Source organism: Pseudomonas sp. B21-047 (assembly GCF_024748775.1).
In the GTDB taxonomy this organism is placed as follows: domain Bacteria; phylum Pseudomonadota; class Gammaproteobacteria; order Pseudomonadales; family Pseudomonadaceae; genus Aquipseudomonas; species Aquipseudomonas capeferrum.
In genome coordinates this window covers 397578-422832 of sequence record NZ_CP087169.1, presented here as the reverse complement: position 1 = coordinate 422832, position 25255 = coordinate 397578, and the positions used below count along the sequence as shown (strand labels likewise).

The window sequence follows — 25255 nt, the reverse complement described above, 5'->3', positions numbered from 1 at the left end:
GCCTGATGAGCGACCCATTGCCGATGTCCCCTGCCGAGTTCGAGCAGGCCCTGCGCGCCAAAGGCGCCTACTACCACATTCATCACCCCTATCACGTGGCGATGTACCAGGGCCGCGCCACCCGTGAGCAAATACAGGGCTGGGTAGCCAACCGCTTCTACTACCAGGTCAACATCCCGATGAAGGATGCCGCGATCCTGGCCAACTGCCCGGACCGCGAAGTGCGCCGCGAGTGGATCCAGCGCCTGCTCGACCACGATGGCGCCCCTGGCGAAGACGGGGGTATCGAAGCCTGGCTGCGCCTTGGCCAGGCCGTTGGCCTGGACCCTGAGCAACTGCGCTCCCAGGAGCTTGTGCTGCCCGGCGTGCGCTTTGCCGTAGACGCCTACGTCAATTTTGCCCGTCGCGCCAGCTGGCAAGAGGCGGCCAGCAGCTCGCTGACCGAGCTGTTCGCCCCGCAGATCCACCAGTCGCGCCTGGACAGCTGGCCACAGCACTACCCCTGGATCGACCCGGCCGGCTACGAATACTTCCGCACCCGCCTGGGCCAGGCCCGGCGTGATGTCGAGCACGGGCTGGCGATTACCTTGCAGCACTACACCACCCGCGCGGGCCAGGAGCGTATGCTGGAGATCCTGCAGTTCAAGCTGGATATCCTCTGGAGCATGCTCGATGCCATGAGCATGGCCTACGAGCTGAACCGCCCGCCTTATCATTCGGTCACCCAGGAACGGGTCTGGCACAAGGGGATCGCCCTATGAGTTTCGATCGCAAGCAGGTGCCGAACTGGCGCCCCGGCTACCGCTTCCAGTACGAGCCGGCCCAGAAAGGCCATGTGCTGCTGTACCCCGAGGGCATGATCAAGCTCAACGACAGCGCCGCGCTGATCGGCGGCCTGATCGACGGCCAACGCGACGTCGCGGCGATCATTGCCGTACTGGCCCAGCAGTTCCCGGATGTCCCGGAAGTGGCCGACGACATCGAGCAGTTCATGGAGGTGGCCCGTGGCGAACACTGGATCGTCCTCGCCTGACCTGCCGGCCACGCCCGAGGTCGGCCTGCCGCTGTGGTTGCTGGCCGAGCTGACCTACCGCTGCCCGCTGCAATGCCCGTACTGCTCCAACCCGCTGGACTTCGCAGCCCAGGGCCAGGAGCTGAGCACCGCGCAGTGGTTCAAGGTGATGGCCGAGGCGCGCGAAATGGGCGCCGCGCAGATCGGTTTTTCCGGTGGCGAACCGCTGGTGCGCCAGGACCTCGCCGCGCTGATCGGCGAGGCGCGCCGGCTGGGCTACTACACCAACCTGATCACCTCGGGCATTGGCCTCACCGAAGCGCGCATCGCCGAGTTCAAGACCGCCGGCCTGGACCACATCCAGATCAGCTTCCAGGCCAGCGACGAGCAGGTCAACAACCTGCTGGCCGGCTCGAAGAAGGCCTTCGCGCAGAAGCTGGAGATGGCCCGTGCCGTAAAAGCCCACGGCTACCCGATGGTGCTCAACTTCGTTACCCATCGGCACAACATCGACAAGATCGACCGCATCATCGAGCTGTGCATCGCGCTCGAGGCCGACTTCGTCGAGCTTGCCACTTGCCAGTTCTATGGCTGGGCGCACCTCAACCGCCTGGGCCTGCTGCCGACTCGCGCACAGCTGCAGCGGGCCGAACGCATCACCAATGAATACCGTGACAAGCTCAAGGCCGAAGGCAACCCGTGCAAGCTGATCTTCGTCACCCCTGACTACTACGAAGAACGCCCCAAGGCCTGCATGAATGGCTGGGGCAACCTGTTCCTCACCATCACCCCGGACGGCACCGCCCTGCCCTGCCACGGCGCCCGCCAACTGCCGGTGCAGTTCCCCAACGTGCGTGACCACGACCTGCACCACATCTGGTACGACTCGTTCGGTTTCAACCGCTTTCGCGGTTACCAATGGATGCCTGAGCCCTGCCGCTCCTGCGACGAGAAGGAAAAGGACTTCGGCGGCTGCCGTTGCCAGGCCTTCATGCTCACCGGCGATGCCAGCAACGCCGACCCGGTGTGCGCAAAATCGGCGGATCACGGCATCATCCTCAAGGCCCGCGAGGAGGCAGAAACCGCCCAACTCGCCATTGAAGAGATGACCTTCCGCAATGATCGAAACTCCCGTGTCATCGCCCGCGGCTGAATTCAGCGCAGCCCAGGCCGTCGCCGCTGGTACCGACTTCGCCGAGCTCAAGGTCGGCCCCACCGGGTTGTTCTGGAACGAGTTTCGCCCGGCCGACGGTGCCTGCCGAATCTGGCACTGGCATCAACACCAGGCCCAGTGCCTGACGCCGGATGGTTTCAGCGTGCGCAGCCGGGTTTACGAATATGGCGGGGGCAGCTTTTGCCTCGGCGGTGAAGGGCTGGTCTTCGTCAACGAGAACGATCAGCAGCTCTATACCCAGACGCTGGACGGCGCCGTACCCAAGCGGCTTACCGACGACCAGCAGTGCCGCTACGGCGATGTGCACTGGCACGACGGCCAAGTGCTGGCGGTCGAAGAGCGCCATGGGCAAACCGTGGAGCATCGCCTGGTTGCCCTGCGCGAAGGCTCGCGCGAGGTGCTGGCTGAAGGCGCCGACTTCTACGCATCACCCACCGTGAGCAGTGATGGGCAGCGCCTGGCGTGGGTCGAATGGGACCGCCCGGCACAACCCTGGACACACACGCGCCTGCTACTTCGCCAACGCGACAGCAGCGGCGCATGGGGGCCTGCGTGTTGCGTGGCAGGCCAGGACGAGTCTCTGCAACAACCGCGTTTCGACGCGCAGGGCCGCTTGTATTGCCTGTCTGATCACGACGGTTTCTGGCAGCCCTGGGGGGAAGTCAACGGGCACTGGCAGGCCCTGCCCGCCGAACCCGCCGACCATGCCTCGGCGCCCTGGCAACTTGGCGCCAGCAGTTGGCTGGCCCTGGGGCCGCAAAGCTATGTGGCCAGTTGGTTCGAGGGCGGTTTTGGGCAGTTGGGGCTGCGCACCACCGAGCAACCGGTAGAACGTTTCGCCAGTGCCTACACGCGCTTTCGCAGCCTGGCCATGGATGACGGGCACCTCTATGCCATCGCCGCATCCCCCGTCAGCCCGGCGGCAGTCATTGCCATCGACCGCAGCAATCACGAGGTACGCGTGCTGGCAGGGGGGGCCGAGGTACTGCCCGCCGAAGCCATCAGCATGCCGCAGTCCATTCGCTACACCAGTGGCAACGGCCTCGCCCATGGCTTCTTCTACCCGGCCATGCACGCCAAGGCGCCCGCGCCCCTGGTGGTGTTTATCCATGGCGGGCCGACGTCGGCCTGCTACCCGGCGCTCGACCCCCGCATCCAGTACTGGACCCAGCGCGGCTTCGCCGTCGCCGACCTGAATTACCGGGGCAGTACCGGCTATGGCCGGGACTATCGCCAGGCCCTGCACCTGCACTGGGGCGAGCGGGATGTCGAGGATGCTTGCGCAGCGGTCACGCACCTGGCCGGGCTGGGGCTGATCGACCCGCACAAGGCCTTCATCCGCGGTGGCAGCGCGGGCGGTTACACCACGCTGTGCGCCCTGGCGTTCCACGACGTGTTCCGAGCGGGGGCCAGCCTCTACGGGGTCAGTGACCCTATTGCCCTGAGCCGCGCCACGCACAAGTTCGAAGGGGATTACCTGGACTGGTTGATCGGCGACCCACTGCAAGATGCCGAGCGCTATCACGCACGCACGCCACTGCTGCATGCCGCGCAGATCAAGGTGCCGGTGATTTTCTTCCAGGGTGAACTGGATGCTGTGGTGGTGCCGGAGCAGACGCGCCTGATGCTCGATGCACTGAAGGCAAATGGCATAGAAGCCGAAGGGCACTTTTATGCGGGGGAGCGACACGGGTTCCGCCAGGCAGAGAACCTGGCGCATGCGCTGGAAGAGGAGTGGAAGTTCTATTGCCGGGTGTTAGGCCAGGTCCCTCACTGAATCTGGCCTTTCGTCGCGAAAAGGGCCGCAACGCGGCCCCAATGCGCTCATCGCTTGGCGATGATATACACCGCATGCACGATCCCCGGAATGTACCCCAGCAGGGTCAGCAGAATATTCAGCCAGAATGCCCCGCCGAAGCCCACCTGCAGAAACACCCCAAGTGGCGGCAGCAGGATGGCGATGATGATACGAATGAAGTCCATGCGAGTCTCTCCTGAAGGGTCTCAACAAAGACTAGCCGCGCTTCGCAGAGGTTCCACACCCCTGCAATACCGGGCAAAAAAAAACGCCCCTGGCCAAATGAAACAGGCCAAGGGCGATGCGCAGAAACGCCAGACGGTTCGTTGAATTCGGTTATGCCGGCATTTCCCGGCGGGCCTGCTGCTGTGCATGCAGACGAGCAAAGGCGCGGGCCAGGCGCAGGAGCATTTCGTCGATGTTGCCCTTGCTCACGGTCAGCGCGGGCGAGAAGCGCACCACATCGGCCTGCGGGGCATTGAGCAGCAGGCCTTCATGCAGAGCAGCCTTGACCAAGTCCTGAGCGACGCGCTCCTGCAGTTGCAAGGCCCACAGCAGGCCTTGGCCGCGCGCCTCGCCCTGGCCATATCGCCCCGCCAAGCGGCAAAGGCCATCGCGCAGGTGGCGACCGCTGTCCTGTACATGCTCGAAAAAGCCAGGCTCCAGCACGGTATCGAGCACTGCCAGGCCCGCAGCGCTCATCAGCGCGTTGCCATGGTGGCTGCCTTCCAGCTCACCCGGCTCGGCGCAGCAAGCGCTACCGCGCGCCAGCAAGGCCGCCAGCGGCACACCACCACCCAGGCCCTTGCCCAGGGTGATGATGTCGGCCCGCACGCCGTAGCTCTGCTCGGCGAGCAGGGCGCCACAACGGCCGATGCCGGTCTGCACCTCATCGAGGATCAACAGGATGCCCAGCTCGCGGCACAGTGTTTCGACGCCCTTCAGGTACGCCTGCGTGGCCGGAATAACACCTGCCTCGCCCTGGATCGGTTCGAGCATGATCGCGACGGTGCGCGAATCCACTGCTGCATGCAGCGCCGCCAGGTCATTGAACGGCACCTTGCTGAAACCCGGCAGGCCCGGTTCGCAACGATTGCACGGCAGTGGGTCGGAGGCCGACAACGCGCCCAGGCTGCGGCCATGGCAAGCCTGGCTGGCAGTGATGATGTGATAGGCGCCGTTACGGTGTAGCTGGCCCCATTTGCGCGCCAGCTTGATCGCCCCTTCGCAGGCTTCGGCGCCGCTGTTGAGCAGGTAGGCCTGGTCGCTGCCGGTGCTCTGGCACAGGCGTTCGACCAGTGCCAGCAGCGCGCGGCTGTGATAACCGGAACCTGGGTTGATCAGTGCCTGGGCCTGGTTACCCAGTGCCTTGACCAGCACGCTGGGGCTGTGGCCAAGGCTGTTTACCGCACCACCCTGGGTGAAATCCAGGTAGGCATGCCCTTCGCTGTCCCACAACCACGAACCCTGACCACGCACGAACATCTGCGGCGCGCGTTCGGTGCTCGGCATCAGGCGCTCGCGGGACAACTGCGGCGCATCCACCACGGTCACCGGCGCACGCTTGGGCTCGGCGACAGCGGCGGCTGCCGACCGGCGCAGGTTGAACAGGTTCATCAGGGCTCCAACCAATCACGGTAAAGGGCGGCTATGTGCGGTCTGAATGCCGGCACTTGATATTTAGCCTTGCCTATCAAAAGTGTTTTTCATCTGGGGTAACAATCAGCTCAATGACCGCTGTAACCCTCTGGAATACGGCGATAGACTAGGCTTCGCAACGGTTTTCGACCATTTCGTTTTTCCAGCATTTTCGATAAGTGTTACTTATGGATTTCCGCCAACTGCGTTATTTCGTCGCGGTGTACGAAGAAGGCCACGTAGGCCGCGCCGCCGAGCGTCTGTCACTGTCCCAGCCAGCGCTTTCCCAACAGATACGCCAACTGGAACACAGCCTCGACCTGAACCTGTTCGAGCGCAGCAACAAGCGCCTGCTGCCGACCTTGGCCGCACACACGCTGTACAACCATGCCCTGCCGTTGCTCGATGGCTTGCAACGGGCCCATGAGGCCATGCGCAACTTCAAGGGCCAGTCCCTGCGCACCTTGGCCATCGGCGTGCTGCAGACCGTGCGGCCAAGCCTGGTGCCGCAGCTGCTCGAACGCTTGCGCAAGGCACAGCCGCACCTTGTGGTGCAGATCTACGAGCTGTCGGGGCTGGAAATCGAACGGCGTTTGCTCAATGGCAGCCTGGACATCGGCATCAGCTACCTGCCGCCGCGCCAACCTGGGCTGCATGGCCTGCTGCTGTACGAAGATGAACTGCAGCTTGTCATCCCCGATACCCACCCCTTGAAGGATTTCAAGAAGGTGTCGATCCGTCAGGCAGCCGAGCTACCCATGCTGATGCTGGGCGAGGAGTTTCAGATTCGCCAGATCTGGCAGGCGCAGTTGGCCAGCCAGGGGCGTCGGCCGCAGGTGCAGGCAGAAATGAACAACATGGCCGGGATTCTCGACAGCCTGGCGCACACGGCGCTGGCCACCATCCTGCCTGGCCGGGCCAAGGACGCGGCCGAGGATGACCAGGGCCTGCTGTGGAAGCCATTGAGCGAGCCGCGGGTGCCGCTCAAGGTTGGGCTGGTGTTCCGCGATGCACAGCGCCAGCAGGCGTCGGTCGAGCTGCTGCGTACATTGCTGGAAGAAGAGACAGACGCGCGCCACCTGGGAGGCTCGCCACTGGATGTGCTCGGCTGAAAGGATGTGCTCGGCTGCAAAACACGCGCACAAAGAAAACCCCGCCGAAGCGGGGTTTCCCAGACTGTTTCCCTGTGACATCCGTATCGCCCCGCCATCCTGGCAGGAAGTCCTTCGTCGTCTTCCTTGATCTGTCCTTTGCGCTTCCTGCGCAACGTCCATGTGGTAAAGATTACCTGTGGATCCAATCTGAGAACAGTGGTGAAAAGTCACCACGTTGTGTAGGAAAAAGCTTACAAAGAGGATTCATTGCTAGTCATACCGGAGATTGGGAGCGCTTCGCCCCCCAGCATCAACCGATCAGAACTGCTCAGCCTCCAGCAGATACAGCGCCTCGCTCCCCGCCTTGACCGAGGCCACCAATGACTGCACCCGCGGCAACAGACGCGCAAAGTAGAACCGCGCCGTCCCCAGTTTGCCGGAGTAGAAGGCTTCATCCCCCTCGCCAGCCTTGGCCGCCCGCGCCATCAACGCCCACATGTAGCCATAGGCGACGTAACCAAACGCCTGCAGGTACTCGACCGAAGCGGCGCCAATTTCATTGGGGTTACCCTTGGCCTGCTCCAGTACCCACTCGGTCAGCCCGTCCAGCTGGTCAAGGTAAGCACCCAAGGGTTTGGCAAACTCATCCAGTTCACTGTCGGCACCGGCGACAAACCGGCGTATCTCGTCGGAGAACAGCTTGTAGTACGCACCCCCACTGGCCACCACCTTGCGCCCCATCAGGTCGAGGGCCTGGATGCCGTTGGTGCCTTCGTAGATCTGCGTAATCCGCACATCACGTACCAATTGCTCCTGCCCCCACTCCCTGATGTAGCCATGCCCGCCGAACACCTGCTGGCCATGCACGGTGCACTCAAGGCCAAGGTCGGTGAGGAAGGCCTTGGCAACCGGGGTCAACAGCGCCACCAGTTCTTCACTGCGCTTGCGGGTGGTCGGGTCTTCGCTGTACTTGGCACTGTCGAGCTGCATCGCCACGTAGCTGGAGAAGGCGCGTCCGCCTTCGATCAAGGCCTTCATGGTCAACAGCATGCGCCGTACGTCCGGGTGGACGATGATCGGGTCTGCGGCCTTGTCCTTGGCTTGCGGGCCGGTCGGGGCGCGGCTCTGCAGGCGGTCACGGGCATACTCCACGGCGTTCTGGTAGGAACGTTCGGCCGATGCCAGGCCTTGGATGCCTACGCCCAGGCGCTCATAGTTCATCATGGTGAACATGGCCGCCAAACCCTTGTTCGGCTCACCGACAATGTAACCGACCGCTTCGTCGAAGTTCATCACGCAGGTGGCTGATGCCTGGATACCCATCTTGTGTTCGATCGAGCCACAGGTGGCGGGGTTGCGTGCGCCCAGGCTGCCGTCCGGGTTGACCAGGAACTTGGGCACCAGGAACAACGAAATACCTTTGGGCCCGGCCGGGGCATCCGGCAACTTGGCCAGCACCAGGTGGATGATGTTCTCGGTCAGGTCATGCTCGCCACCGGTGATGAAGATCTTGGTGCCACTGACCTTGTAGCTGCCATCGGCCTGGGGCTCCGCCTTGGTGCGGATGATGCCGAGGTCGGTACCGGCATGGGGCTCGGTCAGGCACATGGAGCCCGCCCAGACGCCAGCGTACATGTTGGGCAGGTAGGCTGCCTTGAGTGCTTCACTGGCGTGGGCATTGATCGACAGGCAGGCGCCGGCAGTCAGCATCGGGTACAGGCCGAAGGCCAGGCTCGACGCGTTGACCATTTCCTCGACCTGGGCCGAGATGACCTTGGGCATACCCATGCCGCCGAACAGCGGGTCACCGCCCACACCCACCCAGCCGCCTTCGGCATAAGTGTTGTAAGCGTCGATGAAGCCAGCGGGCGTGCTCACCGCACCGTTGTCCCAGCGGCAGCCCTCTTCATCGGCGGCGCGGCTGAGCGGGGCGATGGTCCGCGCGGTGACCTTGCCGGCCTCCTCCAGCACAGCCAGGGCGGTTTCGGCATCGACCACGTCGGCCAGCGCGGGCAACTGTGCCCATTGCTCGGCCACGTTGAAGACTTCATTCAGAACGAAGCGCATGTCGCGCAGGGGCGCTTTATAGTCGGCCATGACAACCTCTCGCTAGTAGGGTCGGGGCGGTCTCGGAGAACCGCGACACTGGGTTGCTGGCAGTGTAACCGAACAACTTTTACGAGACATAGGGTCATCAGTTGACCGTATGGTCTAATCTGGTCATGCCATTCGCACCGCTCCACGTTGCGATTGTTGCCCATGCACCATGACACAATTGCGCCCCGCCTCTTTGGCGCTATACAGCGCCTGATCGGCAGACTTGAGCACGGCCTCCGGGTTGCGGTGATCGGCCTGGCGCTCGGCAACGCCGATGCTGATGGTTACCGAAACCGTACCGGCGCCGCTGCCACCGCGGCGCTGTCGCCCTGCCGAATCGTCCTGCGGGCGGCTGTTCGGGTCACGCAGTTGCATGGCGTAGTTGGCAATCATCTCGCGCACGGCTTGCACGTGTGGCACACATTCTTCTGCCGTCTTGCCCGCGAAGACCAGTGCAAATTCCTCGCCGCCATAGCGATAGGCCCTACCGCCGCCGGTGATCTTGGACAACCGGCTGGCCACCAGCCGTAGCACCTGGTCGCCGACATCGTGGCCGTGGGTATCGTTGAATTTCTTGAAGTGGTCGACGTCGGTCATGGCGATCACATAGTTGCGCCCCAGCCGTTGCATGCGCTCGTTCAAGGCGCGGCGCCCCGGCAGGCCGGTAAGCTCATCGCGAAAGGCCATCTGATAAGCCTCGTGCGCGACGGCAGCGGCGATCATCAACATCACCTGGCTGCACATGATGTTCAGGGTGAAGGGCAGGATGAACGTTTGCGGCAGCATCCAGAAGACGCCGATCAGGCCAATCACCTGCGCCGCGTGCAAGGGCCTGGGCTCGCGCAGGTACTGCACCACCAGCAGGATGAACACCGCGAGGAACAACGGGTAGGCCATCTGGATCAGGCTCATCCACTGGCCATGCAAGGACGGCCAGCGGATCTCCGCCAGCCACGTCAGCAGCGTATCGGGGTAGCTTTGCTCGAGGGCCACAGCGACGCTGGCAACGGCAAACAGCACCGCGAAGCGCGCGACCAGGTCCTGCAGCAGGTGGGTGCGCTCCTGCCAGGCGCCATACAGCGCGAACAGGGCTGGTAGCAGCAGGCACACCAGATGGAAGATCACCGCGGCATCCGCGCGCACGTGGCCGTTGTCGCGGTAGAAGTCGGTCTGGGTGTCGAGCAGATAGTAGGCGATGTACACCGTGACCATCAGAAACAGCTCGCGCTGGCGGCGATAAACGGCGCAGTAGGCACCACCCAATAGCAGGACCAAGGTGGGCAGCACATTGAACAGCGACGTGAAAAAGACACTGAGGTCTCTTACGTAAGCCGCCGCAAGGCCTGCCAGCAACAGAAACAGCGAAGGCAGGAAGTGGCTTACGCGTACAGCATCAAGACGAAACAAGGGTAATCTCCAACCCGGCAGATCAATAGTGGCATTGTGCCCTTATTTCATCGGCAGCGCGCGTGAACAGTTGAATACCCGCTGGCAATGCCCTGGCCCCGAAACGAAAAAAACCGCCTGCCGGTGAAGGCAGGCGGGTTTTTTCTACAGCTTATGGGTCAGTAAGACAGACCGAAGTGCTCTTCTTCCATCGCCATCAGGTTACCTGCACCCGACAGCATCGCCGCCACATGGGTACGGGTACGCGGCAGGATGCGCTGGAAGTAGAAGCGCGCGGTCTGCAGCTTGGCGGTGTAGAACGCCACTTCTTCAGTACCGGCAGCCAGCTTTTCGGCAGCCAGGCGGGCGATGTCAGCCCAGAAGTAGGCCAGGCAGGCATAACCGGAATACATCAGGTAATCGACCGAAGCGGCACCCACTTCTTCGCGATCTTTCATGGCGGCCATACCGACCTTCATGGTCAGCTCGCCCCATTCCTTGTTGATGGCCGCCAGCGGCTCGACGAACTCTTTGACCGCCTCGACGCCTTCTTGCGCCTGGCAGAACTTGTGCACGATCTTGGTAAAGCCCTTCAGCGCTTCACCTTGGGTCATCAGCACCTTGCGGCCGAGCAGGTCGAGGGCCTGGATGCCGGTAGTGCCTTCGTACAGCATGGAGATACGGCTGTCGCGCACGTTCTGTTCCATGCCCCACTCGGCGATGAAACCATGGCCGCCGTAGATCTGCACGCCGTGGTTGGCGGCCTCGAAACCGACTTCGGTCATGAAGGCCTTGGCGATCGGGGTCATGAAAGCCAGCAGCGCGTCAGCTTTCTTGCGCTCTTCTTCGTCCTGGCTGTACTTGACGATGTCGACCTGCTTGGCGGTGAAGTAGACCATGGCGCGGTTGCCTTCAGCGAAGGCTTTCATGGTCAGCAGCATGCGGCGCACGTCTGGGTGGACGATGATCGGGTCGGCCGCCTTTTCAGGGGCTTTAGGGCCGGTCAGCGAGCGCATCTGCAGGCGCTCACGGGCATACTTCAGGCCGCCCTGGAAGGCCACTTCGGCATGGGCCAGGCCTTGCAGTGCGGTGCCCAGGCGAGCGGTGTTCATGAAGGTGAACATGCAGTTCAGGCCTTTGTTGGCCGGGCCGATCAGGTAGCCGGTTGCGCCGTCGAAGTTCATCACGCAGGTGGCGTTACCGTGGATGCCCATCTTGTGTTCGATCGAGCCACAGCTCACGGCGTTACGCTCGCCGGCAGCGCCTTCGGCGTTGGGCATGAACTTCGGCACGATGAACAGCGAGATGCCTTTGGTACCAGCCGGGGCATCGGGCAGGCGGGCCAGCACGATATGGACGATGTTGTCGGCCATGTCGTGCTCGCCAGCGGAAATGAAGATCTTGGTGCCCGACACTTTGTACGAACCGTCAGCCTGAGGCTCGGCCTTGGTACGCAGCATGCCCAGGTCAGTGCCGCAGTGCGGCTCGGTCAGGCACATGGTGCCGGTCCACTCGCCGGAAACCAGCTTGGTCAGGTAGACCTCTTGCTGCTCAGGCGTGCCGTGCTCGGAAATGGTGTTCATGGCGCCATGGGACAGGCCTGGGTACATGCCCCACGACCAGTTCGACTCACCGACCATCTCGCTCAGGGCCAGGCCCAGCGATTCCGGCAGGCCTTGGCCGCCGTGGGCAACGTCATGCGCCAGGCTCGGCCAGCCACCCTCGACAAACTGCTCGTAAGCCGCTTTGAAGCCGGTCGGCGTCTTCACGCCCGACTCGCTCCAGGTGCAGCCTTCCTGGTCGCCAACGCGGTTCAGCGGGGCGAGTACCTGCTCACAGAATTTCGCGCCTTCTTCAAGGATCGCGTCGACCATGTCGGGCGTGGCGTCCTCGCAACCCGGCAGGCTCTGATAATGCGCTTCGTAGCCGAGCAGCTCGTCGCGAACGAAACGGATATCACGCAAGGGGGCTTTGTAGTCAGGCATTGCGGTGAACCTCTGTGATGAGTTCGGGGGTGATCGGTACTACCGACAAGCTCTTGGCGGCTTTCGATCAAACAGTTGTTTGAAACTTACGTTTAGCACGCGCGGATGTCAAGAAGGGACGATGGTGCCATTTACGTCACGAAAAATGACGTTTCGGCCACTGCACGACGATCAGTGCCTGAAATGCACAGGCTGCGGGAGCGGGTTTACCCGCGAACAGGGCCTCCCAGACGATAAAGGTGTCTGATCGGACGCATTCGCGGGTAAACCCGCTCCCACAGTGTTGAAAGGAGGTGTTTTACAGGGGATGCCAGAAATCAGGCGTAGGTGTCGATGATCCGACCGAGCATTTCGTCGGAAGCCTTGACGACTTTTGCGCCAAGCTCGACTTCATGCTTGCCCAGTGCCAGTTGCACGGTACTGGTCGCCATGTCCATTTGCTGGCTGCGATCGACCGCGCGCAGGCGTTCTGCCTGAAAGTCGCTGGACTGGCTGGTGGCAGTGCGCTCGGCACTGTTGTTGGCAATCTGGCTGGTGTTGGCAATCTGGCTGGCGGCTTGATCGACGCGGTTCTGGCCGGTCTGGATTGCGCTCAGGCCCGCGTAGTAGGCGGAGCTACCGGTGATTTCCATGTCAGGACTCCATTGACGCTGGATGACGAACAGGCCTAATTAAAGCAGGCGACGGCAGAAAAGGCCCGTTTAAATCGTTAATGGCCCAGTGCCAGTCGATAGACAGCGGCGGTTAATCGAGCAAATCAAGCTGTAAATGCTCCGCCACCATGTCGGCACTCGCCTGCTTCAACTTGGGCACCCGCCCCAGGCAAGGCGCGGGCAACCGCTCGGCGAGGCTGGCCAGGTTCTCTTCCAGGCGCGACGTGCGCGGTTCGATGATGTTCGCCACCCAGCCCGCCAATTGCAGCCCGTCGCGGGCGATCGCTTCGGCGCTGAGCAAGGCATGGCTGATACAGCCCAGGCGTACCCCCACCACCAGAATCACCGGCAGTTTCAGGGCGATGGCCAGGTCAGACAGGTTGGCCTGGCCCGACAACGGCACGCGCCAGCCACCGGCGCCTTCAATCAAGGTGAAGTCGGCGTTTTGCTGCAGCACGTTGCGCATCGCCGCCAGCAGCTCGGGCACGCCCAGCGTGACGCCAGCCTCACGGGCCGCGACATGGGGTGCGATCGCAGGCTCGAAGGCAAACGGGTTGACCTGTTCGTACGGCAACTTGATCGAGCTTTCATCGATCAGCGCTTGCGCATCGCTGTTGCGCAAGCCCTTTGGGGTTACCGTGCAACCGGACGCCACCGGCTTGGCCCCCAAGGTGCTCATGCCTTGCAACCGCGCCGCATGCAGCAGGCCGGCGGCAATGGTGGTCTTGCCGACGTCGGTATCGGTACCGGCAATGAAATAGGCCTGGCTCATCTGACTCCCCTTACCCCTGTGGCTTGCGCAACACACCATAGACCACTTGATAAGTGGCTGGCAGCCCCTGGGGCTGGCGAAATGCCTCATATGCCTGCAACAAGCTTTGCATGCGCGCGCGGCCGGTCAGGCCCGAGGGGCGGCCCGGGTTGATGTTGTGGGCGCCAAGGGCCTTCAGTTCGTGGGTCAGGCTGCGTACATCCGGGTAGTGCAGCACATGCGCACGCTGCTGCAGCGTCACGTGCTGCAAGCCACTGCCTGCGCACAGGCGCTGGTAATCGTCGAAGCGGCGGAAGCGGTTGACGTGCACCAGGCCATCCACCGCCTGCCAACTGGCGCGCAGCTCGTCCAGGGTACCGACGCACAGGCTGCTGAACGCCAGTACACCGCCTGGGCGCAGCACCCGCCGCGCCTCATCCAGCACACTGGCGAACTGCCCGCACCACTGCACTGCAAGGCTGGAGAACACCAGGTCGACGCTGGCCTCACGCAGCGGCAGGCGCTCGGCATCGCCGACCACGTGGTACTGGGCGCCGCCCTGCTCATGCCGGGCATGGCGCAGCATGCCTTCGGCGATATCCACCGCCACGCCACTGGCCTGCGCGAAGCGCTCGGCCAGCACCCGGCTGAAGTGCCCGGTGCCGCTGCCCAGGTCAAGCCAGCGCGACGGTGCCAGCCCCGCCGGCAACTGGCCCAGCAGGCTCATGCCAACGTCGCGCTGCAAGGCCGCGACGCTGTCGTAGCTGGCCGCCGCGCGGGAAAACGAGGCCGCCACCTGGCGCTTGTCCGGCAGCGCGCCGGGCAGGGTCGGACGGGAAAGGTCAGTCATCGCCACTCTCATGCAGGAAACTCTTGATGCCCGCCGCCAGCTCCTGTGGGTACTCCAGCAGGAAGGCATGGGAACTCTCTTCGACCAGGCCGACTTCCACGTCCGGCAACAGTTCGCTCAGGGCCTTGGCGGCCTCCGCCGGTACCAGCGCATCGCTACCGGCGAACAGGTGCAGTTGCGGCCCGGCGAAGTGTTGCAGGGCCGCGCGGGTATCCAGTTGCGCCAGCACCTGCAAGCCGGTGGCAAGGTACAGCGGGTCGGTGTCCGGCACCCCTACGCCAAGCTGACGCAGCAACGTACGCGGTTGCAGGGCACCGTCGCTGCACAAGCTGCGAAAGCGCTTGAGCGTCACCTGGGTGTGGCTGCGGCAACCGTCGAGGAAGGTGCCGAAGGTGTCGTCGGCCATGCCGTGGGGCCAGTCCGGCCGCGCCACGAAGCTGGGGTTGCTGCCCAGGGTCAGCAGGCCGCAGCAGTGATCACCGCGCCTGCTTGCCAGCTCACTGGCCAACATGCCGCCGAGCGACCAGCCGCCCAGCCACGTATCAGTCGGCAGCTTGCGATCGAGGTGGTCGACCCAGGCCTGCACATCGGCCTCGGCCAGTTCCGGCAGGGGCATCAGCTCGACCTGCAGGCGTGCATCCTGGGCCCTGAGGCTGGCAGCCAGTGGCTCCAGCGCAGCGGTGCCCAGGCCCCAGCCGGGCAATAGAATCAGTCGATTTCGCATCGGCGCTCTCCAGTGGTGCGCTCCAGTTGTGGATAACACTCGGCCAATGCATTCAACAATAGCTGCACCTGCGCCTCACTGTGCGCGGCGCTCAGCGTCACCCGCAGGCGCGCGCTGCCGGCGGGCACGGTGGGAGGGCGGATCGCCGTCACCAGCAAGCCCCGCTCGCGCAACATCTGTGACAGGCGCAGGGCCTGGGCGCTGTCACCGATCATGATCGGCTGAATCGGTGTGGGGCTGTCCATCAGCTCAAGGCCGATCTGCTGGGCGCCCTGGCGGAACTGGCGGATCAACGCGGCCAGGTGCTCGCGGCGCCAGGTTTCGCGGCGCAGCAGCTCCAGGCTTTTAAGCGTGGCACAGGCCAGCGCCGGGGGCTGGCTGGTGGTGTAGATGTAAGGTCGGGCGAACTGCACCAGCGCCTCGATCAACGCTTCGCTACCGGCAACAAAAGCGCCGGCCGTGCCGCAGGCTTTGCCCAGGGTGCCGATCAGCACGGGTACATCATCCACACCCAAACCAAAGTGCTCGACGATACCGCCACCCTGGGCCCCCAAGGTCCCCAGGCCATGGGCATCATCAACCATCAGCCAGGCGCCGCGGGCGCGGGCGGCCTTGGCCAGGGCCGGCAAATCGGCAAGGTCGCCATCCATGCTGAACACCCCATCGGTCACCACCAGGGTATTGCCCACGGCCTTGTCCAGGCGGCTGGCCAGGCTGGCCGGGTCGTTGTGCAGGTAGCGGTTGAAACGGGCACCACTGAGCAGCCCGCCATCCAACAGCGAGGCGTGGTTGAGGCGGTCCTGCAGCACCGTGTCGCCCTGCCCGACCAGCGCAGTGATGGCGCCCAGGTTGGCCATGTAGCCGGTGGAGAACAGCAACGCGCGCGGCCGCCCGGTCAGCTCTGCCAACGCCTCTTCGACCTGGTGGTGCGGCGTGCTGTGGCCAATCACCAGGTGCGACGCGCCGCCACCGACACCCCAGCGTTCGGCGCCGGCCTGCCAGGCGGCGATCACCTCCGGGTGATTGGCAAGGCCCAGGTAATCATTGCTGCAAAACGCCAACAGCGGCTGGCCATCGACCACCACTTCAGGCCCCTGCGGGCTCTCCAGCAGTGGCCGCTGCCGATACAGGTCTGCAGCGCGCCGTTCGGCCAGGCGCGCTGCCAGGTCAAAGGCCATCTCAGGCCGTTGCTGCGTTGTAGAACATCTCGCTGCTGCGCTGTTCGACCAGCGCCTGCTCGATGGCTGCCTGGTGCACTTCATCGGCGTGCTCTTCGCGGGCCTCAGGCTTGATACCCAGGCGGGCGAACAGCTGCATGTCCTTGTCAGCCTGCGGGTTGGCGGTGGTCAGCAGTTTCTCGCCATAGAAGATCGAGTTGGCGCCCGCCATGAAGGCCAGGGCCTGCATCTGCTCGTTCATCTGCTCACGGCCGGCAGACAGGCGCACATGCGACTTGGGCATCAGCAGGCGGGCCACCGCCAGCATGCGGATGAAGTCGAACGGGTCGACATCTTCTTCTTCGGCCAGCGGCGTGCCCGCCACCTTGACCAGCATGTTGATCGGCACCGACTCCGGGTGCTCGGGCAGGTTGGCCAGCTGGATCAGCAGGCCGGCGCGGTCATCCAGCGACTCGCCCATGCCGAGGATGCCGCCAGAGCAGATCTTCATCCCGGCATCACGCACATAGGCCAGGGTTTGCAGGCGTTCGCTGTAGGTGCGGGTGGTGATGATGCTGCCGTAGAACTCGGGCGAGGTGTCGAGGTTGTGGTTGTAATAGTCGAGGCCGGCCTGGGCCAGCGCCTGGGTCTGGTCCTGATCGAGCTTGCCGAGGGTCATGCAGGTTTCCAGGCCCATGGCCTTGACCCCTTTGACCATCTCCAGCACGTAGGGCATGTCCTTGGCCGACGGGTGCTTCCACGCCGCGCCCATGCAGAAGCGGGTCGAGCCAATGGCTTTGGCGCGGGCGGCTTCTTCCAGCACCTTCTGCACTTCCATCAGCTTCTGTTTTTCCAGCCCGGTGTTGTAGTGGCCGGACTGCGGACAATATTTGCAATCTTCCGGGCAGGCGCCGGTCTTGATCGACAGCAGGGTCGAGACCTGCACGCGGTTTGCGTCGAAATGCGCGCGGTGCACGGTTTGCGCCTGGAACAGCAGGTCGTTGAATGGTTGCTGGAACAGCGCCTTGACCTCGGCCAGGGTCCAGTCGTGACGTGTTGTTGCAGTTGTGCTGGCGCTCATCGGCGTTTCCTTGTTTAGGCTGTAACTGGCGCCGGGACAGGAATGCCCGCCAGCGCATCACGGATAGCTCGCATAGTCATGGAAGGCCTATGAACTGTCAACCCAACCTGAAAGCACTGGTTTACAAGTGTGTAAATATTAACCAACACTGTCTGCTCTGCGACGCCCCTGCCGAACAGGCGTACTCACTGTGTGTCGCCTGCGAACAGGCGTTGCCTTGGTTGCAGGACTACTGCCTGCGCTGCGCACTGCCTTTGCCCATGGCCAACCTGACCTGCGGCCAATGCAGCCGCCGGGCGCCGGCGTTCGACCAGGTCATCGCGCTGTGGCATTACGGGTTCCCGGTAGACACGCTGATCAGCCGCTTCAAGCACAAACGCCAGTGGCCGCTGGGGCGGTTGATGGCCGAATTGCTCGGCCAGGGCCTGCAACACCGCTATGCAGAAGGCCTGGCGCAACCTGACCTGCTGTTGCCTGTGCCCTTGGCCAAGCGTCGACTGCGTGAGCGCGGCTTCAACCAGGCCGGCATGCTGGCGCGCTGGTTGGCGTCGCAGCTGGGCATCGATTGCGACGAGAGGCTGCTGCTGCGTACACGCGAGACCCAGGCGCAGCAGCACCTGGATGCCAAGGCCAGGCGCCGCAACCTGCGCCAGGCGTTCTGCGTCACCGGGCACAAGGCACTGGCGGGGAGGCATGTAGCGGTGGTCGATGACGTGCTGACTACCGGCACCACCGCCCAGTCGATTGCCCAGGTGTTAACCAAGGCCGGGGCACGCCGGGTCGATGTGTATTGCCTGGCACGCACCCCCAAGCCCGTGTAGGAGCGGCCTTGCGTCGCGAAAGGGTCGCGCAGCGGCCCCCGGATTCCAGCGTCGCTGCTAATCTCGGATTCCAGCGTCGCCGCTAATCCCGGATTCCAGCGTCGCCGCTAAAATCGATGGGGGCCGCTGCGCAGCCCTTTCGCGACGCAAGGCCGCTCCTACACCAATCAGGGCCATGCAACCAATCAGGGCCATGCTATAAAGCAACGACCTTGCATCAACCACTGATTATCCTGCCCATGTCCCTACCCGCCCTGCTCACCCAGCACATCGCCCGCCGCCCGCAACGCATCGCCCTGCTCCAGCACATCGCCGAACAAGGCTCGATCACACGCGCCGCCAAGGCCGCAGGCGTCAGCTACAAAGCCGCCTGGGACGCCATCGACGAGCTCAACAACCTGGCCAGCCAGCCCCTGGTCGAGCGCAGCACCGGCGGGCGTGGCGGCGGCGGCGCACGCCTGTCGGTCGAAGGCGAACGCGTGCTGCGTCTTTATCAACGCCTGCAGGCCCTGCAGGCACAAATCCTGGAAGCGGCCGAAGAGTCCAGCGACCTCGACCTGCTCGGGCGCCTGATGCTGCGCACCAGTGCGCGCAATCAGCTGCAGGGCAAGGTCAGCGGCCTACGCCGTGAAGGCCGGCATGACTGCGTAAGCCTGGCGCTGGGCGGTGGCCTGGAGATCGAGGCGCTGATTACCCACGACAGCACCGCGCGCCTGGAGTTGACCCTGGGGACAATGGTGGTGGCGTTGCTCAAGGCCGGGTGGGTGCAACTGCTGGGGGATGGCGATGACGCCGACGCGGGCAGCAACTGCCTCAAGGCAACGGTGGAACACGTGCTGGCGGACGCTGACGGGCCCAGCGAAGTACGGCTGGCGCTGGGCAATGGGCAGACATTGTGCGCGTTCGCCGAAAAGGCGTGGTTGACGCGCAATCGGATTCAAACGGGCAGCCAGGTACGGGCACAGTTCCATCCTTCTTATGTGCTGCTGGGGGTGCCGGTGTAGCTTGGCCGCACCGTTTGGCAAGGTGGAATGCGTTACCATGGCTGCACGCCGCCTATCCCCGGAGCCACCATGTCACACCCCTTCGTCACCCTCACCCCCGACTTGGTCCTGGACGCCGTAGAAAGCATCGGCTTCCTCAGCGATGCCCGGATCCTGGCGCTGAACAGCTACGAAAACCGCGTCTACCAGGTAGGCATCGAAGACTCACAACCGCTGATCGCCAAGTTCTACCGACCTGGCCGCTGGAGCGATGCGGCGATTCTTGAAGAACACCGCTTCACTGCCGAGCTTGCTGATTGTGAAGTGCCCGTGGTCGCGCCTCTGCAGCACGACGGCCGCACACTGTTCGAGCACCAGGGTTTTCGCTTCACACTGTTCCCCCGCCGTGGCGGCCATGCACCAGAACCCGGCAACCTCGACCAGCTCTATCGCCTCGGCCAGTTGCTCGGCCGCCTGCACGCCGTTGCCGCGACACGGCCGTTCGAGCATCGCGAAGCGTTGGCTGTGGACAACTTCGGCCACGCCTCCCTGCAAACCCTGCTGGAAGGCAACTTCGTCCCGCGCGAATTGCTGCCCGCCTTCGAGTCCGTGGCCCGCGACCTGCTGAAACGGGTCGAGGATATCTACGCGCGCACCCCACACAAGGTGATGCGCCTGCACGGCGACTTGCACCCGGGCAACCTGATGCATCGCGACGAGGTGTATCACGTGGTCGACCTCGACGACTGCCGCATGGGCCCGGCGGTGCAGGACCTGTGGATGATGCTCGCCGGCAGCCGCGAAGAACGCCTCGGCCAACTGGCAGAGCTGATCGACGGCTACAACGAGTTCCACGACTTCGACCCACGCGAGCTGCCCCTGATCGAGCCGCTGCGCGCCTTGCGCCAACTGCACCACAGCGCGTGGCTGGCGCGGCGCTGGGACGACCCGGCATTCCCGCGAAGCTTCCCGTGGTTCGGCCAGCCGCGCTACTGGGGCGACCAGATTCTCGCGCTGCGCGAGCAGATGGCAGCCCTCGATGAACAACCGCTGAAATTGTTCTAGAAGTGCGCTGACCTCTGTCTACAATAGGCGTCGCTTTATTTAGCTACCTAAGCAAGGATTCTGCATGCACGCCGCAAACCCGCAACGCGGGTACATCCTAGGCCTCAGTGCCTACATCATCTGGGGCCTGTTCCCTCTCTACTTCAAAGCGATCCAGAGCGTGCCGGCGGTGGAGATCATCGTCCACCGGGTGCTCTGGTCGGCCTTGTTTGGCTCGCTGCTGTTGCTGGTATGGAAGCACCCCGGCTGGTGGCGCGAACTGCGCGACAACCCGCGCCGGCTGGCCATCCTGGCGCTGAGCGGCGCGCTGATCGCTGGCAACTGGCTGACCTACGTATGGTCGGTGAACAATGGCCGCATGCTCGAAGCCAGCCTTGGCTACTACATAAACCCGCTGATCAACGTGCTGCTGGGCATGCTCATCCTGGGCGAGCGCCTGCGCCGCCTGCAATGGCTGGCAGTGGCCATGGCGGCGGTGGGCGTGGCCCAGCAGGTATGGCAGGTCGGCAGCCTGCCCTGGGTCTCGCTGGTACTGGCGCTGACCTTCGGCTTCTATGGGCTGATCCGCAAACAGGCGCCCGTGGCAGCGTTGCCGGGCCTGGTGGTGGAAACCTGGATGCTGGTGCCCCTGGCCCTTGGCTGGCTGTTGCTGCACCCCGCCGCGATGAGCGCGCAGGGCGCGTTCTACACCAGCAGCGAAGCGTTGTGGTTGATGGCGGCAGGGCCGGTAACGCTGGTGCCGCTGGTGTGCTTCAACGCTGCCGCACGCCATCTGCCGTATACCACGCTGGGCTTCCTGCAGTACCTCGCCCCGACCCTGGTGCTGCTGCAGGCGGTGCTGCTGTTTGACGAGCATTTGTCGTCGAGCACCCTGGTGGCGTTCGTGTTCATCTGGGCAGGTTTGGCGATATACAGCGTCGATGCCTGGCTGAATTTGCGCAAGCGCGCCTGATCAAAAAACGATCAAAACTCTGCAGGGCACGTGGGTCGTGGCCTGCAGAGACATCTCCAGAGGTTATCCACACCCTCGTCCCCGTGCTTTGTGCACAAGCTGCTGCATTCTGGGCGTTTTTTGATCAAACCTTTGCAGGCCTTGATGCGCGCGGGCTGGAGAGGTGCGCCCCCAGGTTATCCACAGGGCCGTACCTGTAAAACGGGGGATAACCCTGAGGCCGCAAAGCGGCCCCAGCCATCGCGGATCACTCTTCCGCCCGCAGCTCCAACTCCACCATCAAATCATCCGCCAGGCTCTCCAACCGCTGCTGCAGTTCGTCCAGCGACAAGGTCAACGGCAGCGCCAACAATGCATTGGCATGAAACAACGGCTCACTGCTCATCGGTGCAGGCCGCACTTCAGTGGTAAAGCGCTCCAGGTTCACCCCAAGCTCGGCCAGCAGCCGGGTGATATCGCGCACGATCCCGGGCCGGTCATTACCCACCAGCTCCATGGCGATAGGCTTCCAGGTGCACGACGGCTCGATGCCGCTCTCGGCAATCAATACACGAATATCGTAGCGGGCCAGGGCCTGCAGCGACGCGACCAGTTCTGCATAATTTTCCGCCGGCACCGCCACCCGCAGGATGCCGGCGAACTGCCCGGCCATGCGCGACATGCGGCTTTCCAGCCAGTTACCGCTGTGGTCGGCGATGCATTGGGCAATGCGTTCGACCTGGCCGGCCTTGTCAGGGGCAATCACAGTGAGTACAAGATGATCCACAAGCCCTTCCTCTGTGTCGAACCGCGCTGGGCGGCGATAAACCGGGGGATCGATTGAGTATAGGCAAGGCGCGGCAACCTGCCGCAGGGCAATCGACATGACTAATCGTGTACTGTTTCAAGATTTATCTGGAACAATCCACCTGTTTTTTGCGAACATACCAATTCCCAGCGTGACCATACGCGACCAACGGGTCGCACAACGACGCTTTTAGTCTGATTTTGCCCCGCCTACTGCTTCATGTAGTATCCCGTGGCGCGGACTACAAAACGTCGTTTGGATGTCTGCCAAGGCGCCTGTGAAAATACGCACACTGCCCGCCAGCCCGTCTGGCAGGCCGCACCCAGCCGCCCTCGGGTTCATCCGACCTGGGCACGCACTGGTGCCGTGTTTAGAGAAGCGCTACAGGCTTAATACAGAAGAGCGAAATAGCTGAGCAGAGTGAGGCAAGCAATGACTGGATACGTTCAAGTCGGTGGCCTTCAGGTCGCCAAGGTCCTGTACGACTTCGTGAACAACGAAGCCATCCCCGGGACCGGCATCGTCGCCGAGCAGTTCTGGGCAGGTGCAGAGAAGATCATCAATGACCTCGCTCCAAAGAACAAAGCCCTGCTCGCCAAGCGCGACGAGCTGCAAGCCAAGATCGACGCCTGGCACCAGGCACGCAAAGGCCAGGCCCATGACGCCGTAGCCTACAAAAGCTTCCTCCAGGAAATCGGCTATCTGCTGCCACAAGCCGACGATTTCCAGGCCACCACGCAGAACGTGGACGAAGAAATCGCCCGCATGGCCGGCCCACAGCTGGTAGTGCCGGTGATGAACGCCCGCTTCGCCCTGAACGCCGCCAACGCCCGTTGGGGTTCGCTGTACGACGCCCTGTATGGCACCGATGCCATCAGCGATGAAGGCGGCGCCGAGAAAGGCCAGGGCTACAACAAAGCCCGGGGCGACAAGGTTATTGCCTTTGCCCGCGCCTTCCTCGACGAAGCCGCGCCACTGGCTGCAGGCTCGCATGTCGATTCCACGGCCTACAGCATCAAAGCCGGCAAGCTGGTCGTCGCCCTCAAGGGCGGCAGCAACAGCGGCCTGCGTGACGATGCCCAACTGATCGGCTACGTCGGCGATGCCGCCGCGCCGACCTCCGTGCTGCTCAAGCACAACGGCCTGCACTTCGAAATCCAGGTCGATGCCAGCACCCCGGTTGGCAGCACCGATGCCGCCGGCGTCAAAGACATCCTGATGGAATCGGCACTGACCACCATCATGGACTGCGAAGACTCGGTCGCGGCCGTGGACGCCGATGACAAAGTCATCGTCTACCGCAACTGGCTGGGCCTGATGAAAGGCGACCTGGCCGAAAGCGTGAACAAGGGTGGCAAGACCTTCACCCGCACCATGAACCCAGACCGCGAATACGCCGCGCCAAACGGTGGCACCGTCACCCTGCACGGCCGTTCGCTGCTGTTCGTGCGCAACGTTGGCCACCTGATGACCAACCCGGCGATCCTCGATGCCCAAGGCAATGAAATCCCCGAAGGTATCCAGGACGGTCTGTTCACCAACCTGATCGCCCTGCACAACCTCAACGGCAACACCAGCCGCAAGAACACCCGTACCGGCAGCGTCTACATCGTCAAGCCGAAGATGCACGGCCCTGAAGAAGTGGCCTTCGCCGCTGAAATCTTCAGCCAGGTCGAAGACCTGCTGGGCATGCCGCGCAACACCGTCAAGGTCGGCATCATGGACGAGGAGCGCCGTACCACGGTCAACCTCAAGTCCTGCATCAAGGCCGCTGCCGAGCGCGTGGCGTTCATCAACACCGGCTTCCTCGACCGCACCGGTGACGAAATTCACACCTCCATGGAAGCCGGCGCCGTCGTGCGCAAGGGCGCCATGAAGAACGAGAAGTGGATCGGCGCCTACGAGAACAACAACGTCGACGTCGGCCTGGCCACCGGCCTGCAAGGCCGTGCGCAGATCGGCAAAGGTATGTGGGCCATGCCCGACCTGATGGCTGCCATGCTCGAGCAGAAGATCGCCCACCCGCTGGCCGGTGCCAACACCGCCTGGGTACCTTCGCCGACCGCCGCTACCCTGCATGCCCTGCACTACCACAAGGTCGATGTGCAGGCGCGTCAGCGCGAGCTGGCTACGCGCACCCCGGCTTCGGTCGACGACATCCTGGCCATCCCGCTGGCCGCCGACACCCACTGGTCGGCCGAGGAGATCCGCAACGAGCTGGACAACAACGCCCAGGGCATCCTTGGCTACGTGGTTCGCTGGATCGATCAGGGCGTGGGTTGTTCGAAGGTGCCGGACATCAACAACGTCGGCCTGATGGAAGACCGCGCCACCCTGCGCATCTCGGCCCAGCTGCTGGCCAACTGGCTGCGCCACGGCGTGGTCAACGAGGCGCAGGTGCTGGAAAGCCTCAAGCGCATGGCGGTGGTGGTCGACCAGCAGAACGCTGGCGACCCCCTGTACCAACCGATGGCGCCGAGCTTCGACGACAACGTCGCGTTCCAGGCGGCCGTGGAGCTGGTGATCGAAGGTGGCAAGCAGCCGAACGGTTATACCGAGCCGGTACTGCACCGTCGCCGTCGCGAGTTCAAGGCGCGTAACGGGTTGTAAGTCACATCTGCGTACGGGGGCCGCTTTGCGACCCCCCTACCCATCACCCAATCTTCAGTTCTTTCTTCACCAGCTCCAGCAGTTTGCCCAGGTCCACCGGCTTGAGCAAAAAGTCGACCACCCCCAGGTGCATCACGTCTACCGCCTCTTTCACATCGGTGTCGCCCGACACCACGATGATCGACAACGCCGCCCGCTCCGACTTACGAATATACCGGATCAGATCCAGGCCATCCTTGGGCTCCATGCGCAGGTCAGTGATCACCAAGGCGATCCTCGGCTCGTAATGCAGCTTGAACATCGCCTCCTGGACCCCGTCGGCCGTCATGCAGTCGATGCCTCTGCTTTTCAGGTACAGGCTCAAGGCCTCGCTGTTCACTCGGTTGTCATCCACCACCAGAACCACAGGCTTGGGCGCAATAGGCGCCACCAGCCCGGCCAGTGCCTCGCGTTCGGCGTCACTCAGGATGTCGTCATGCTCAACCATGGTCGTCTCGTCAAAAAGTCTTGCTCACCGGTAAGACCGCGCTTTGCGATATTGATCACACGCCGCCCATAGACTTACGTCCAATGGGCACCACACCTCAGCCAGCCGACCATGGGGACCGAGAACAACAAGGCCGGCACCTATATATAG

General features: G+C 63.4%; 23 protein-coding genes. 10 read left to right on the top strand and 13 right to left on the bottom strand.

The window, feature by feature from the left end; all coding sequences use genetic code 11:
• The first annotated feature begins 5 nt into the window (after nucleotides 1–5).
• Genes pqqC through LOY26_RS01825 form a run of 4 tightly spaced genes read left to right on the top strand, consistent with a single transcriptional unit; the run spans nucleotide 6 to nucleotide 3963 of the window.
• Complete coding sequence (gene pqqC / locus LOY26_RS01840) at nucleotides 6–761, top strand: pyrroloquinoline-quinone synthase PqqC (protein ID WP_047583697.1); 756 nt, start codon at nucleotides 6–8, stop codon at nucleotides 759–761.
• Nucleotides 758–1033: a pyrroloquinoline quinone biosynthesis peptide chaperone PqqD gene (pqqD, locus tag LOY26_RS01835; protein WP_033703078.1), complete on the top strand. Its 276-nt coding sequence runs from the start codon at nucleotides 758–760 to the stop codon at nucleotides 1031–1033. The genes pqqC and pqqD overlap by 4 nt, the downstream gene beginning before the upstream one ends.
• A complete protein-coding gene (gene pqqE, locus LOY26_RS01830; RefSeq protein WP_033703079.1) occupies nucleotides 1005–2165 on the top strand; it encodes a pyrroloquinoline quinone biosynthesis protein PqqE in 1161 nt (386 codons plus the stop codon). The genes pqqD and pqqE overlap by 29 nt, the downstream gene beginning before the upstream one ends.
• On the top strand, nucleotides 2131–3963 hold the full coding sequence (locus tag LOY26_RS01825) for a S9 family peptidase (protein WP_186658642.1): 1833 nt from the start codon (nucleotides 2131–2133) through the stop codon (nucleotides 3961–3963). The genes pqqE and LOY26_RS01825 overlap by 35 nt, the downstream gene beginning before the upstream one ends.
• A 47-nt stretch (nucleotides 3964–4010) precedes the next feature.
• Here the strand turns inward: LOY26_RS01825 and LOY26_RS01820 are convergent, their stop codons facing one another.
• Together LOY26_RS01820 and LOY26_RS01815 are read right to left on the bottom strand one after the other, a co-directional pair.
• The gene (locus tag LOY26_RS01820) at nucleotides 4011–4169 is read right to left on the bottom strand and encodes a YqaE/Pmp3 family membrane protein (RefSeq protein WP_003177654.1); all 159 of its coding nucleotides are present in this window, start codon (nucleotides 4167–4169) and stop codon (nucleotides 4011–4013) included.
• Between the two features lie 151 nt (nucleotides 4170–4320).
• The gene (locus LOY26_RS01815) at nucleotides 4321–5601 is read right to left on the bottom strand and encodes an aspartate aminotransferase family protein (protein WP_258714329.1); all 1281 of its coding nucleotides are present in this window, start codon (nucleotides 5599–5601) and stop codon (nucleotides 4321–4323) included.
• 209 nt (nucleotides 5602–5810) lie between these two features.
• Between LOY26_RS01815 and LOY26_RS01810 the strand changes: the two genes are divergently transcribed.
• Complete coding sequence (locus LOY26_RS01810) at nucleotides 5811–6734, top strand: LysR family transcriptional regulator (RefSeq protein ID WP_033703083.1); 924 nt, start codon at nucleotides 5811–5813, stop codon at nucleotides 6732–6734.
• 300 nt (nucleotides 6735–7034) lie between these two features.
• Here the strand turns inward: LOY26_RS01810 and LOY26_RS01805 are convergent, their stop codons facing one another.
• The 9 genes from LOY26_RS01805 to bioB form a co-directional block, all read right to left on the bottom strand.
• Nucleotides 7035–8813, bottom strand: a complete 1779-nt coding sequence (locus LOY26_RS01805) for an acyl-CoA dehydrogenase C-terminal domain-containing protein (RefSeq protein WP_033703084.1) — start codon at nucleotides 8811–8813, stop codon at nucleotides 7035–7037.
• Between the two features lie 123 nt (nucleotides 8814–8936).
• On the bottom strand, nucleotides 8937–10220 hold the full coding sequence (locus LOY26_RS01800) for a diguanylate cyclase (protein WP_033703085.1): 1284 nt from the start codon (nucleotides 10218–10220) through the stop codon (nucleotides 8937–8939).
• 158 nt (nucleotides 10221–10378) lie between these two features.
• On the bottom strand, nucleotides 10379–12184 hold the full coding sequence (locus tag LOY26_RS01795; protein ID WP_033703087.1) for a phenylacyl-CoA dehydrogenase: 1806 nt from the start codon (nucleotides 12182–12184) through the stop codon (nucleotides 10379–10381).
• Between the two features lie 317 nt (nucleotides 12185–12501).
• Nucleotides 12502–12816: a hypothetical protein gene (locus tag LOY26_RS01790; protein WP_033703088.1), complete on the bottom strand. Its 315-nt coding sequence runs from the start codon at nucleotides 12814–12816 to the stop codon at nucleotides 12502–12504.
• 112 nt (nucleotides 12817–12928) lie between these two features.
• Nucleotides 12929–13609, bottom strand: coding sequence for a dethiobiotin synthase (gene bioD / locus LOY26_RS01785; protein WP_033703090.1), 681 nt, complete (start codon nucleotides 13607–13609; stop codon nucleotides 12929–12931).
• Between the two features lie 10 nt (nucleotides 13610–13619).
• On the bottom strand, nucleotides 13620–14438 hold the full coding sequence (bioC, locus tag LOY26_RS01780) for a malonyl-ACP O-methyltransferase BioC (RefSeq protein ID WP_186658631.1): 819 nt from the start codon (nucleotides 14436–14438) through the stop codon (nucleotides 13620–13622).
• Nucleotides 14431–15162 carry an alpha/beta fold hydrolase gene (locus LOY26_RS01775; RefSeq protein ID WP_186658628.1) on the bottom strand — a complete coding sequence of 244 codons (732 nt, stop codon included), beginning with the start codon at nucleotides 15160–15162 and terminating at the stop codon, nucleotides 14431–14433. Before LOY26_RS01775 ends, bioC begins: the two co-directional genes overlap by 8 nt.
• The gene (bioF, locus tag LOY26_RS01770) at nucleotides 15147–16340 is read right to left on the bottom strand and encodes an 8-amino-7-oxononanoate synthase (protein ID WP_186658623.1); all 1194 of its coding nucleotides are present in this window, start codon (nucleotides 16338–16340) and stop codon (nucleotides 15147–15149) included. Before bioF ends, LOY26_RS01775 begins: the two co-directional genes overlap by 16 nt.
• Before the next feature lies 1 nt (nucleotide 16341).
• Nucleotides 16342–17400, bottom strand: coding sequence for a biotin synthase BioB (gene bioB, locus LOY26_RS01765; RefSeq protein WP_033703095.1), 1059 nt, complete (start codon nucleotides 17398–17400; stop codon nucleotides 16342–16344).
• A gap of 89 nt (nucleotides 17401–17489) precedes the next feature.
• Here bioB and LOY26_RS01760 point away from each other — a divergent pair, with 89 nt between their 5' ends.
• From LOY26_RS01760 to rarD, 4 genes are all read left to right on the top strand, one after another.
• A complete protein-coding gene (locus LOY26_RS01760; RefSeq protein WP_186664769.1) occupies nucleotides 17490–18221 on the top strand; it encodes a ComF family protein in 732 nt (243 codons plus the stop codon).
• Nucleotides 18222–18460: 239 nt separating this feature from the next.
• On the top strand, nucleotides 18461–19225 hold the full coding sequence (locus LOY26_RS01755; RefSeq protein WP_033703097.1) for a TOBE domain-containing protein: 765 nt from the start codon (nucleotides 18461–18463) through the stop codon (nucleotides 19223–19225).
• A gap of 69 nt (nucleotides 19226–19294) precedes the next feature.
• On the top strand, nucleotides 19295–20269 hold the full coding sequence (locus tag LOY26_RS01750; RefSeq protein WP_033703098.1) for a serine/threonine protein kinase: 975 nt from the start codon (nucleotides 19295–19297) through the stop codon (nucleotides 20267–20269).
• A 64-nt stretch (nucleotides 20270–20333) separates the two neighbouring features.
• The gene (rarD, locus tag LOY26_RS01745) at nucleotides 20334–21221 is read left to right on the top strand and encodes an EamA family transporter RarD (protein ID WP_033703099.1); all 888 of its coding nucleotides are present in this window, start codon (nucleotides 20334–20336) and stop codon (nucleotides 21219–21221) included.
• A gap of 247 nt (nucleotides 21222–21468) precedes the next feature.
• Here the strand turns inward: rarD and LOY26_RS01740 are convergent, their stop codons facing one another.
• Nucleotides 21469–21987: a glycine cleavage system protein R gene (locus tag LOY26_RS01740; RefSeq protein WP_033703100.1), complete on the bottom strand. Its 519-nt coding sequence runs from the start codon at nucleotides 21985–21987 to the stop codon at nucleotides 21469–21471.
• A gap of 453 nt (nucleotides 21988–22440) precedes the next feature.
• On the opposite strand from LOY26_RS01740, the gene LOY26_RS01735 reads away from it, so the two are divergent.
• The gene (locus LOY26_RS01735) at nucleotides 22441–24618 is read left to right on the top strand and encodes a malate synthase G (RefSeq protein WP_186658583.1); all 2178 of its coding nucleotides are present in this window, start codon (nucleotides 22441–22443) and stop codon (nucleotides 24616–24618) included.
• 43 nt (nucleotides 24619–24661) lie between these two features.
• On the opposite strand, the gene LOY26_RS01730 is transcribed toward LOY26_RS01735, so the two are convergent.
• Nucleotides 24662–25105 carry a response regulator gene (locus LOY26_RS01730; protein WP_186658581.1) on the bottom strand — a complete coding sequence of 148 codons (444 nt, stop codon included), beginning with the start codon at nucleotides 25103–25105 and terminating at the stop codon, nucleotides 24662–24664.
• Nucleotides 25106–25255 lie beyond the last annotated feature (150 nt).